The organism is Pseudomonas sp. P116, assembly GCF_020149425.1.
Classification (GTDB): Bacteria; Pseudomonadota; Gammaproteobacteria; order Pseudomonadales; family Pseudomonadaceae; genus Aquipseudomonas; species Aquipseudomonas anatoliensis.
On the sequence record NZ_JACVHB010000012.1, the window covers coordinates 1 to 9,965 of the forward strand.

General features: G+C 47.4%; 15 protein-coding genes. 12 read left to right on the top strand and 3 right to left on the bottom strand.

The genetic code is table 11. The annotated features are described in order from the left end of the window. Positions 1-165 precede the first annotated feature (165 nt). Positions 166-600, top strand: coding sequence for a hypothetical protein (locus ICA15_RS28335; protein ID WP_224450929.1), 435 nt, complete (start codon positions 166-168; stop codon positions 598-600). 156 nt (positions 601-756) lie between these two features. Next, entirely contained in the window at positions 757-999 is a 243-nt protein-coding gene (locus ICA15_RS28340) for a hypothetical protein (RefSeq protein WP_224450930.1), read from the top strand. A 457-nt stretch (positions 1,000-1,456) separates the two neighbouring features. Here ICA15_RS28340 and ICA15_RS28345 read toward each other — a convergent pair whose 3' ends face one another. Together ICA15_RS28345 and ICA15_RS28350 are read right to left on the bottom strand one after the other, a co-directional pair. Further along, positions 1,457-2,071: a hypothetical protein gene (locus ICA15_RS28345; RefSeq protein ID WP_224450931.1), complete on the bottom strand. Its 615-nt coding sequence runs from the start codon at positions 2,069-2,071 to the stop codon at positions 1,457-1,459. Positions 2,072-2,206: 135 nt separating this feature from the next. Then, positions 2,207-2,602 (bottom strand): helix-turn-helix domain-containing protein, encoded by a 396-nt coding sequence (locus tag ICA15_RS28350; RefSeq protein WP_224450932.1) that lies wholly within the window; start codon positions 2,600-2,602, stop codon positions 2,207-2,209. Between the two features lie 129 nt (positions 2,603-2,731). On the opposite strand from ICA15_RS28350, the gene ICA15_RS28355 reads away from it, so the two are divergent. The 9 genes from ICA15_RS28355 (at position 2,732) to ICA15_RS28395 (ending at position 9,246) form a co-directional block, all read left to right on the top strand. Then, positions 2,732-3,862: a phage/plasmid replication protein gene (locus tag ICA15_RS28355; protein WP_224450933.1), complete on the top strand. Its 1,131-nt coding sequence runs from the start codon at positions 2,732-2,734 to the stop codon at positions 3,860-3,862. 229 nt (positions 3,863-4,091) lie between these two features. Then, complete coding sequence (locus tag ICA15_RS28360) at positions 4,092-4,352, top strand: hypothetical protein (protein ID WP_224450934.1); 261 nt, start codon at positions 4,092-4,094, stop codon at positions 4,350-4,352. 367 nt (positions 4,353-4,719) lie between these two features. Continuing rightward, positions 4,720-5,016 (top strand): propanediol utilization protein, encoded by a 297-nt coding sequence (locus tag ICA15_RS28365; protein WP_224450935.1) that lies wholly within the window; start codon positions 4,720-4,722, stop codon positions 5,014-5,016. Then, a complete protein-coding gene (locus tag ICA15_RS28370; RefSeq protein ID WP_224450936.1) occupies positions 5,016-5,240 on the top strand; it encodes a hypothetical protein in 225 nt (74 codons plus the stop codon). Before ICA15_RS28365 ends, ICA15_RS28370 begins: the two co-directional genes overlap by 1 nt. A 10-nt stretch (positions 5,241-5,250) precedes the next feature. Continuing rightward, the gene (locus ICA15_RS28375) at positions 5,251-5,469 is read left to right on the top strand and encodes a major capsid protein (RefSeq protein ID WP_224450937.1); all 219 of its coding nucleotides are present in this window, start codon (positions 5,251-5,253) and stop codon (positions 5,467-5,469) included. A 143-nt stretch (positions 5,470-5,612) separates the two neighbouring features. After that, positions 5,613-6,596 carry a hypothetical protein gene (locus ICA15_RS28380; protein ID WP_224450938.1) on the top strand — a complete coding sequence of 328 codons (984 nt, stop codon included), beginning with the start codon at positions 5,613-5,615 and terminating at the stop codon, positions 6,594-6,596. Positions 6,597-6,614: 18 nt separating this feature from the next. Further along, complete coding sequence (locus ICA15_RS28385; protein WP_224450939.1) at positions 6,615-6,899, top strand: DUF2523 family protein; 285 nt, start codon at positions 6,615-6,617, stop codon at positions 6,897-6,899. A 3-nt stretch (positions 6,900-6,902) separates the two neighbouring features. Next, positions 6,903-7,943: a zonular occludens toxin domain-containing protein gene (locus ICA15_RS28390; RefSeq protein WP_224450940.1), complete on the top strand. Its 1,041-nt coding sequence runs from the start codon at positions 6,903-6,905 to the stop codon at positions 7,941-7,943. Positions 7,944-7,995: 52 nt separating this feature from the next. Next, the gene (locus ICA15_RS28395; protein ID WP_224450941.1) at positions 7,996-9,246 is read left to right on the top strand and encodes a hypothetical protein; all 1,251 of its coding nucleotides are present in this window, start codon (positions 7,996-7,998) and stop codon (positions 9,244-9,246) included. A 226-nt stretch (positions 9,247-9,472) separates the two neighbouring features. Here ICA15_RS28395 and ICA15_RS28400 read toward each other — a convergent pair whose 3' ends face one another. Further along, a complete protein-coding gene (locus tag ICA15_RS28400; RefSeq protein WP_198719729.1) occupies positions 9,473-9,664 on the bottom strand; it encodes an AbrB/MazE/SpoVT family DNA-binding domain-containing protein in 192 nt (63 codons plus the stop codon). Positions 9,665-9,684: 20 nt separating this feature from the next. Here ICA15_RS28400 and ICA15_RS28405 point away from each other — a divergent pair, with 20 nt between their 5' ends. Further along, positions 9,685-9,855, top strand: a complete 171-nt coding sequence (locus ICA15_RS28405; protein ID WP_224450942.1) for a hypothetical protein — start codon at positions 9,685-9,687, stop codon at positions 9,853-9,855. Positions 9,856-9,965: the final 110 nt, after the last annotated feature.

Sequence of the window (9,965 nt, forward strand, 5' to 3'; positions counted from 1 at the left end):
TAATGAGGCCGACGTTATGGTAGCGAAGCCGCCCGAACGGGCAGAATCCGACGCCGGGAAAATCGCGAAGCCCCGGCGAGGATTTAGCCATAACGTCTATTATGCGAGGCCTTTTTTTCGCTGTACTCTTGAGGTCATCATCAGGGGTAGTCGAGGAGCAGCAAGATGTCTGTGAGCTATAAAGGATTAGAATTTCAAACCGAATTGCTTGCTCGATGGGCCGCGTTTTTTGATCTTGCTGGGTGGCAATGGAGTTCAAATGTGTCCGCCGTGTCCAATTGGAAGCCTGACTTCAGGGTCACTTTTCCTTGCGGTCATTCAGAGTGTGACGGCAGTCATACACTTTTGGTCTCCGTTTTGCCCATCGCCACTATTGATTCTTTCAAGTCTCATCCCGCGATTCAGCAGCCTTATTACGTCCGAGACGAGTCTGACCATATCTTGGCAGACGGCGGTGCGCTTTTCGGAAATGATCCAAATGCAACACACTGGGAGATAGTGCACGGCGCTGGTGGTGGCTTTGAAGACGTCTACTTCCGAGTCCCTGAAGCGGCTCGCATTTGGCGTGAAGCTTGTGGTCTTGTGCGACCAGGCCAGTGATTCAGCACCTGTAGAGCCACTTAATTAGTACCATACCGCTCGTCCTTGCTTTGCCGGCAACGTGTATTTTGGTACTAAAATGACTTGCAGGGCGCCTTCATTTTGGTACTATTCCTCTGCCCAGGTGCTCTACCTGGTTAACAGGAGTGGTACCGAATGCTCGTAAAGATCCTCGATGCTGACAGCGACTTCGTTGAAACGCTCAAGCGTCAAACCCGCACCAACACCGCCTCAAAGGCCTTTTTGCATGCGGCCAACCAGTACCAGCATTTGCGCCTTGCGATTGGCGATCTTGAAATTCTGGTGGAGGCCCTTCAGATGGAACTGAAAGAGGCCAACGAGATTATTGAAGGTGCCCGCACCGCCGCAGCTCTGCTGCTGGATCGCGTTTCTCAGTAGATCCTGCTGACCTCGACCTGCCCGCAGGGCATTAGGCGCGTCGCAGATTTCCGTTTTTGCGTTGCACCTGGTGCGCCGACACCCGGCAAAGCCGGCCGGTCTATCGCCCAAAGAAAAACCCCAGCGCCCGTGAGAGCCCTGGGGTTTTTTGTCGCGTCAAAATGCCTATAGTCGCTCTGGTGTCACTTCGCGCTCTGATCACCCCAAGGTATTGACCCAGGTTTTGTGCGAAGCTTGCACGGTCCCGTGACGCGTAGCGCTATCGCCGGACAGGTCCCGGCAGGTCCGATTATCTAGCGCTTCGTTTTTGGTAACACTGAATGATTTATCGCCGGGGCTACCGGTTGGTGGCATTGCTACTTTCTAGCTATCTAACAGCTATTTGACTGCTATCTACCTGCTATCAAGCTGCTATTTTTCGGCTACTTCTCAGTACAAAAAATGCCCCAGCCTCTCATCAAAATAAGCCAAGTCCTGCTCCAGAATTTGATACTGAAACCGCCTTGGTAATGGCATCCAGGATCTTCCTTTCTGGCTCCCTGATTGCTTCGCCTTTAAATTCTTTGCTTGTTACGTAGTATTTTTGATTGTTTGCTTCAACGGCGAGCGCCCAAATCCTTGCTGTTTGAGGCTCATCTTCGCCGCCGGACAAAGATTTGGGGATTACTTGGGTGATTGAATCAAGTCTTATCCAGCGCTTCTGAGACGCGGTTTTGGAAGGCCTAAACCCCTCATCCAGAGGCGTCGCTTGCACCCAAAACGGAATCTTTTGATCGTCTGAAAATTTTATGCCGTCTCCGGGCTTCAGCTCTTTCATAAGCGCAGAAATGATCGATTCCTTCGTGCTTTCTGGCATGCTTTTGAACTCGGACGGCATCGATTCGCCTATGCCACTCACGCCGGTTATTAGCAGGTAATCGTAGATCGTTTCGTCGTGGGTTTTGCCAGTGCCATATTTGTCCAGCTCGGTTCTGATGGCTTCTTTAACCGAGTCTCCAATTTTTCCAAACTCGCTTTTTAGCGAGTCTTTAACTGATTGAGCAATTCTGTCGGACATGGTTTCCGTGGTCATACCTGCATCCCCATTTTGATTTTTTACGCCGAGACCGTTTGCGCTCTCGGGATACCGAAAATTCTGATAGGCCGGTTTTCTGCCGTTTGAGGTGGGGGTGCTGTTACACCCCCACTTTACCGTGGTTTCCCACGGTCACTCGGACACAGGCCAGCTAGGTTTTTCCCCGCTGTTTCTGCCGGCTTCGTTCTCGATGGTTGCCAGCAGGGACGTCATTACGCTACGTGCCAGAGGCTTTATATTGTCTGGCAAGTCACTGAATCTTCTGAGCAATGCCCTCATTTCTGGTGCCACGTCGCGCTCGCTCTCGTCTAGCAAGATTTCATCTGTAGCGCACCCAAAAAGCTTTGCCATGCTCACTACTTTGTCGCCGGGAGGGGCATTTTTTCCTTTCTCCCAGCCTGCAACCGTGTTTTCTCCGCTGCCGATGGCTTCGGCCAGAGCCTTCTGGGAAAGACCTATGTCCTCCCGCTTTATTCTGATGTTTTCGCCGATGCTCATTTGGATTTCAACCGCGCCAGTTTGATGCATCTAATTTAACCCCTGTATATCCATACACCACCGATATGTGGTGGCTAAAGCCACCAAATTACACTTGCCGTCTCGCCACAATATATCGTAGTCTTAACCACATCATTTAGTGGCTTGACAGGATTTCGGATGTTCATCGATTGGCTGACGATTTCGCAGGAGCATCAGCATGATTTGCCGATCGTGTGCGACGTGCTGACTTTGACGATCGATGCGAACACAAATGAGGTGCTAAGCACTCGTCAGCCACGTTTTAAGCATGAGGCCAGCTTTTCCACATCCGTCACCATTCACGTCCAGGGCCGAAAAGTCCGTGTTGAGGGAAATCCCAGTCGGGTAGGGCGGTTGGACAACTTGTTTGGATTCACCTCTATCGAGCAGTGCGTTTCTGTTTACAACTCATTGTTACGGGATTATGGGCTTCCAGGATTCTCGCGCTGCACACGCCTTGATATTCGGCAAGGCGAGTCTGGTGCAAAGTCTGGTGACCGTATTGCCGATGGGGCAAAGATTGAACGCATCGATTTGACCACCAATGTTTCGTTGGGGGAGGGCAATGTTGTTGCCTATTTGCGAGGTGTTTCAAGTCAGCGCATCGGGCACTCCATCGGCTTTCTTTATCCCAATGGACGCACTGTTGCTTGGACTCCGAAAGGTAACGGCAAAGGCGGCCGTCTTCAATATAGAAAGGCCTACGATAAGTCTTTCGAGATGGACCAAAACAGTCTCCCAAAGATAAAACGATTCTTTGGTGAGAACTCCGATGAATATAAATATGTTGAGCGGGTTAGAAATTACTGCGCACAAGAAGGCGTGGTCCGCATGGAACAAGAGCTTAAAAGCGAATATCTACAGCGTGAGGCTCTTTGCTATTGGGGCTTATTTGATGAAAGGCGTTTGGCCGAACTCCACAGCGAGTTTCTAAAAATAGATGAAAAGTTAAAGGTGACTGCGATGGACATCGTAAGTATTAGCGAGCAGCTTCTTGCTGAAAACATTGTTGATACCACACGCGCCGCTAATACTACGGCCATGTACGCGATTCAATGGATGCATGGACAGCGATTTGACTTTTCAAAGAAGCAAGTCCAAACCCATGCTGCGCGCCTTAATCGGATCGGTATCAATATACGTAACGCATGTGATACCAGCCGCTTCGCCCCTGTATTTGTTCGTCAATGTCGCGAAGTTACGAAAGCCGTTTTAACAATACCAACTTGGTATCAGCGCCCCAACCACCTTCAGCAGGTTGCAGCGTGAGAACCGTTAGTTTTCAGGGTGTTCAGCTTACTAGTGGCCAGCAACGGCGTTTGCTTGATCAGCAGCAGGTACGATCCTCATTTATGAATCCGATTTTGGTTCAACAAGTTGAATCAACTCTTAGGGCTGTCGAGGCCCGGAAAGAGCAGGGCGTCAAGCCAGAGCGCATCTGGTTTGTAGAGCGTCAAGAATCGGGAACAACCTCTGTTGCTGAATGGATGGGTTTTTAATGAATCGTGACGCCTATCTAAACCTTCGATTTGCCGTAGAAACGGAGTTCGTAAATGCTCTCAACGATCCTCAATATGATGAACGCGCTGGGGTTAATAGTCTTATGCGTTTGTTTCTATCTGCACTGGCTGAGCAGGAAGTAGCTCGTCAGCGCTCGGCACGAAAATTTAAAACATTCAGGCGTAACCCTGAAGCCGTCGCCCCAAGTTGGGCATACCGTAAGCCTGGTTCTGTTCCTGGCTTTCCAACACTGAGATAAGGGCACTCCAAATGATTCAAACTGAGTTTTTTAAACTTACTCCGCTTGGTGATATCTTTCCAAATAAAATATTTGTTATGTATATCGACTGGATAACATATCGTTAATTTTTGAATTAACTTCGCCCAGTTTGGTATGCCGTAAGCCCGGCACCGATTCTGGCTTTCCAACATTGAGATAGGGTGACTTTATGGACGTATATCAATTTATTCTTGTTGTTCTGTTCGCTAGCCCTACGCTGTATTTTGTTTTTAAGTGGATAAGTTTTGTATTCGCAAAAAATTAATTTTTCATTTACCCGCCCAGTTGGGCACCCCATAAGCTTGGCTTTGTTCCTGGCTTTCCAACACTGAGATAAGGGCATTACATGTCTAACGTTATCGTAGTTGAAGTAACCGGCAATCACCGTAGTGGCACTGCTGCCAAATCAGGTAAGCCATATTGCATGTTTGAGGCATATGCACACTTGCCAAATATTCCATATCCACAGAAATGTACTTTTTACGCTGAGACGCCTCAGCAAGTACCTCAGCCTGGAAAGTACGAATGTGATGTGATTGCACAGGTTCGTGATGACCGTCTTATTTTTGAAGTTGATCCGCGCCAAGGCCGCCGTATTAATTCTGGTGCTGCTTCGTCTTCAACACCTCAGAAGTCTGCGTAATGTCCGGTTTATTGCATTGCCCTGGTGATTTAATTATTCAGGGCGGTGCTCCTTCGTGCTCGGTTGATTGGGTTTCTGTTCCATACATTCCCCCATTTGACCTTTCACAACTTGACCCAACTGTATTGGGCCAAGCTTTCGGCGCCGGTTTCACCCTGGTTGGCAGCTTTATGGTTATGTCGATGGGGATTCGGGCGTTCTTAAATTTCATCAAACAAGCTTGAGGATTTATCCATGTTTAAAAAGACCCTTTTTTTTGCTGTTTCTGCTGCGCTGTCCGCTCCTGCTGTTTTCGCAGCTGAGGGTACTGGTGGTTGGGATTATACCGGCCTGACTTCCTCCATTGATTTCAGCACTATCTCCGTTGGTGTTCTGGCGGTTGCTGGGATCCTCGCCGGGGTTTATGCCGGTATCAAGGGTGCAAAAATCGTACTTGGTTTCCTTCGGAGCTAAGTTACCGGTTTTGGTTCACCTGGGCGTCTTCGGGCGCCCTTTTTTTCTCTAAATTTTGGAGTGCAGAATGGATCAGCTCTATTACTTCGCGATGTTTTGCATCGGAACAGGTTGCGCTTTCGCAGTCTTTACGGGGTGGTGAAATGAGATATTTCCTCGCGCTACCTTTTTTTCTAGCTCTTGTCTTTTCTTCAAATGCTTCGGCTGGCTGGGTTTGCTCTTCAACTAGTCTTTATCCCACTCAGTGCGCGGCTGCTGCTAACTCTCCTACGGCAGAACAGTTTGCAGTCGTTTACCTTGCTGCGTTTGACGATAGTGGGCTTTATAAGAACTACACTCCAGGTGCTTGTATAGTAGACACTCCAACGAGGAAAACCTGTTCCTATACTTATACTCATGGTGGCATCCTCAAGAATGCTAATTTTTCCATTATCGGCTCGAACACTATAATTTGTGAGGACACTCTAGAGTCACGCGGCCCTGATTCATCAGCTATTAAATCAGCCGATAAATACTATATTTCTTGGTCTGTTTCCTCGATAACTCAAGATATTTGCCATAATTCGTGTTCCTACTTGGCTTCCTCAGCCACTGCGAGCACTTGTTATTTAAATACCGGTTCTACCTCTTCAGGATTTTGCAATTATTTTGTAGGTCTTGATTCTTCAAATTCTGCTTGTACTGGCGAGGTTGGTTACCAGCAGCCCGCTGTTGGTGACTCTCTTAATGTAACTACTCCACCTGATCCAGGTGGTGATCCTGGTGGAGACGGAGGTGGTAATGATGGCGGTGCAGGTGATGGGTCTGAACTTGGATTTACTTCTCCTGGCCAGCTAGATACCAAGCGTTTTACGAACGAAGGTAATGCTACTAAATACAATGGTTTTGTATCTGGAATGAGCAGCAAATATGTTCAATCTACTTTTGGGCAGTCTGTCGAGGGATTTAAGCGAAGCATTAACTCTGCTGGGGGAGGGACTTGTCCATTTGCCTACGTAACAATATTTTCTACACCCATCTTTTTTGATTCGCACTGTGCGCTGTTTGAATCTATTGCTCCTATTTTGAGTGCTGTTTTCCTTGCTGCTTGGTCTTTATTGGCATTTCGTATTTTTATGTCAGCTTAATTTTTAACAGGGGGTTTTATGAGTGCTTTTGCCAAGTGGATCTTGAGTATCTTAGAGCAGATATTAGATTTCATTATTGAAGTTCCTTTAGCTATTGCTGGTTGGCTTTGGGAGGCTGTTCTTAGCCTAATCGGTTCTAGCTTTATCATTGGCCTTGTCGATAATGCCGGACAGTTATTTTCTCAAATATCGCCTTCTGTTTGGTATTTCATGGCGATCATGAAAATTCCTTTCGGGATAACTGTTGTGACTAGCGCTTACGTCTTGCGCTTTCTTGTTCGTCGCATTCCGTTTATTGGGTGACTCATGGCTATTCATGCTTATGTTGGCAAACCTGGACACGGTAAAAGCTACGGTGTCGTGGAACACGTTGTAATACCGTCTCTAAAGCAAGACAGGCATGTTGTAACGAATATCCCTTTATCTATTGATGATCTATTGGCTTCTTTTGGTGGGAACATCACTCAGCTACCACTTGACTGGTATGAGCGTCCTGATCTTTCTGAGCTATTTCCTAATGGTTGTGTTGCCATCATCGACGAGTGCTGGAGGCGCTGGCCTGCGGGCCAGAATGCAAACCACGCTAACCCTGTAGATAAAGCCCTATTGGCAGAACATAGGCACCGCGTAGATGAAAAAAACTACTCTATGCGCGTCGTCCTGGTCACTCAGGACTTAGCTCAGATTTCCTCCTGGGTGCGTCTTCTTATTGAAACCACTTACCGAATTAGAAAATTCAGCAAAAAGGTATTTAAGGTTGATATCTATAGTGGTGGTGTTACTGGTGACTCTCCGTCGAAATCCAAACTTATCAGGACTACTTCAGGCACCTTTAAAAAAGAAATTTTTTCCTTCTATAGCTCTGCAACTCAATCTACTTCGGGCGGTGTAGGTGATGAAACGTCTGCTGATGGTCGATCTAGTATTTTGCGGTCATTTGGTATTTGGGCAACCTTCGGAACATTTATTGTTAGCGTGCTTGTGGGTATTTGGGGCATTAAATACTTCTTCTTTACAGCAAAAGCTCCCGTTACCATTAACCAGAATCACGTTGAAATAACATCAAAACAGACGCCTAAGCCTTTTGAACCTCCAATTTCAACGACTTGGCGGCTGGTTGGCTTTGTTCATCCTTCAAAGCCTGATCCATCTTCAAGGATTGTGTCCGAGGCTCTTGCTTTGATTGCTGACAATAATGGGAACACTCGATACATTTCTTTCTCTCACTGTCGCTATTTTCCTGACTTTACCGAAGTTTATTGTGTAATTGACGGTTCTAAGATTACTAATTGGTCATTAAAAAAACCCAATCCAATTACAGGTGGATTAATTGGGGGAGGTCTTTAGCGTAGCGCTAAGACCGCGCCCAATGAATCAACCACCTACCTGGACTCATGCCATGAATACCTTTAATTCTCTGCGCCGTTTTTATGTTGCTGTACTCCTGTCCTTCTTTGTTTCCTTTTCCCAGGCGGAAATTGCTCCTCAACAACTGACGTTTGATTTTCAGACTATTCCGGTTTCATCCGCTTTGCAGCTTTTGGCTGATTACCGTGGTTTGAATCTTGTGTTAGACGAAAACATTCGCGGTTCGCTTTCTATGCGAATGAAAGATGTAAGCTGGGATGAAGCTATTGAATATGTAACATCGACAAAAGGGCTTTTATACGCTGTCGAAGGTAAGTTTCTTCGCGTCAGCGGTTATCCACGTCCAGGTGATGCAAATTCGGCAAGTTCATACGGTACTGGGCAAGACCAGCCAATTCAAACCAATCCATCTTTTGGCGGAAATTTATTCGATGTTTCAATTTTTAAGGTACATAACATTTTGGCTTCAGATGCTATAAAAGCATTTCCGCTTGATCCTGGGGAGACTTTAAACTTTGAAGACGGTTCTTCGATCATCGTTGCCAGAATGAGCAAGTTGCGTTTAGAGCAGCTCAAAAGTTTGATTACCGCGGTTGATTACTCTAGAAAGCAAGTGATGATCCAGGCTCGTATCGTCGAGGTTGATCGCTCTTACTCCAAGAACCTGGGCGTCCAATGGGGTGGCACTGTAGGCAGCGGTGCCGGGACTGTTTCAGGCTCTGTACCACTTGGCTTCGCCTCTGGTGCGATAGGTACTGTTGGCATTGTTTCAAGTGCTTTGACGCTCGATGCCAGGCTTTCAGCGATGGAGCAGGAGGGCAGGGGCAGGGTGATTTCCAGCCCTCGCGTTTACACTTCTGACCGTCATCAAGCCAAAATTGTTAAAGGGTCTGAGGTTCCTTATCAGCAATCGGCCGGCGATGGTGCAACCTCCACATCGTTTAAGCAGGCCGCCTTGTCGCTCGACGTGACTCCGATAGTTAACGGTAAAGGAGTGCTGCTGGATGTCATTCTTTCAAAGGATGAGCCTGATTATTCTAATGCCATGAATGGCGTTCCTCCGATCAACACGACCTCGCTGACTTCACGGGTTTTTTCGCCGTTTGGCCAGACTATTGCTTTGGGTGGTGTCTACTCGGATCTGGATACAACAGTCGTTAGACGCGTGCCATACCTGGGGAAGATTCCTGGCTTCAAGTGGTTGTTTACCAGCAGCTCGACAGTATCAACCAGCACAGAGCTTGTGCTTTTTCTGACACCTATTCTGGTCGAACCAATATAACTAAACTAAATAGTCATTTAGTATAGTTATGCTAAAAGGCTATTAAAAGGAGGAGGGTAGCTCAACAGATGAACTAGGGGTAGCTCATTCTTGCTCGTTATCTTCCAAATTTGAACGCTATCTCTCAAGGAAAGGAAATTAGCACCCAGTAAATCACGTGTAATCGGTAACAACCCATGTGCTTTATGGGCTGCAGCCATCAGGCGCATAGATGGCTGAATTAGTCCTACGCACGAACTGGCGTCAGGATTATCGTGCCGTTAGGTTTAACTTCCAGGTCGAGTTTGTCGCCGCTGGCCAACTTGATGGCCGACAGGAGATCGTCAGTCAGCGGTATGATTAAATCGCCAGTGCCATCAGCTGCATCCTGGCATTTGACTTTCCAGCTCGTATTTTTAGCCTTGGGTTTCGGGTTCATTATTTTCTCCAGGTGATCAGATGACAGAGCCAATTTGTGATTATGACCCAGCAGACTCGCTGGTTGATTCAGAGGCCGTAGCTGTATTTTTGGCTGATGCACATGACACCGGTGACGCGGCTTTCATTGCCGAAGCCATGGCCGTTGTTGCACGCGCCAAGATTCGTATCGAGGCAGATGGCCAAGCCTAGGGGTCATCGTCCTGAACGTGTGTTGCTAGTAGCAACACCTTAACGCTGATCATCAGGTGAAAAGCAGCCTCCAGAGTCCCCCAGCTCCGCATAGGACGGTTCGCATAATG

Excerpts from the sequence above, each read along its gene's own strand:
- ICA15_RS28380 (WP_224450938.1), top strand. The coding sequence starts at position 5,613 with ATGAGATATTTCCTCGCGCTACCTTTTTTTCTAGCTCTTGTCTTTTCT.
- ICA15_RS28340 (WP_224450930.1), top strand. The coding sequence starts at position 757 with ATGCTCGTAAAGATCCTCGATGCTGACAGCGACTTCGTTGAAACGCTC.
- ICA15_RS28370 (WP_224450936.1), top strand. The coding sequence starts at position 5,016 with ATGTCCGGTTTATTGCATTGCCCTGGTGATTTAATTATTCAGGGCGGT.
- ICA15_RS28355 (WP_224450933.1), top strand. The coding sequence starts at position 2,732 with ATGTTCATCGATTGGCTGACGATTTCGCAGGAGCATCAGCATGATTTG.
- ICA15_RS28335 (WP_224450929.1), top strand. The coding sequence starts at position 166 with ATGTCTGTGAGCTATAAAGGATTAGAATTTCAAACCGAATTGCTTGCT.
- ICA15_RS28390 (WP_224450940.1), top strand. The coding sequence starts at position 6,903 with ATGGCTATTCATGCTTATGTTGGCAAACCTGGACACGGTAAAAGCTAC.
- ICA15_RS28360 (WP_224450934.1), top strand. The coding sequence starts at position 4,092 with ATGAATCGTGACGCCTATCTAAACCTTCGATTTGCCGTAGAAACGGAG.
- ICA15_RS28400 (WP_198719729.1), bottom strand. The coding sequence starts at position 9,664 with ATGAACCCGAAACCCAAGGCTAAAAATACGAGCTGGAAAGTCAAATGC.
- ICA15_RS28345 (WP_224450931.1), bottom strand. The coding sequence starts at position 2,071 with ATGACCACGGAAACCATGTCCGACAGAATTGCTCAATCAGTTAAAGAC.
- ICA15_RS28405 (WP_224450942.1), top strand. The coding sequence starts at position 9,685 with ATGACAGAGCCAATTTGTGATTATGACCCAGCAGACTCGCTGGTTGAT.
- ICA15_RS28385 (WP_224450939.1), top strand. The coding sequence starts at position 6,615 with ATGAGTGCTTTTGCCAAGTGGATCTTGAGTATCTTAGAGCAGATATTA.
- ICA15_RS28350 (WP_224450932.1), bottom strand. The coding sequence starts at position 2,602 with ATGCATCAAACTGGCGCGGTTGAAATCCAAATGAGCATCGGCGAAAAC.
- ICA15_RS28365 (WP_224450935.1), top strand. The coding sequence starts at position 4,720 with ATGTCTAACGTTATCGTAGTTGAAGTAACCGGCAATCACCGTAGTGGC.
- ICA15_RS28375 (WP_224450937.1), top strand. The coding sequence starts at position 5,251 with ATGTTTAAAAAGACCCTTTTTTTTGCTGTTTCTGCTGCGCTGTCCGCT.
- ICA15_RS28395 (WP_224450941.1), top strand. The coding sequence starts at position 7,996 with ATGAATACCTTTAATTCTCTGCGCCGTTTTTATGTTGCTGTACTCCTG.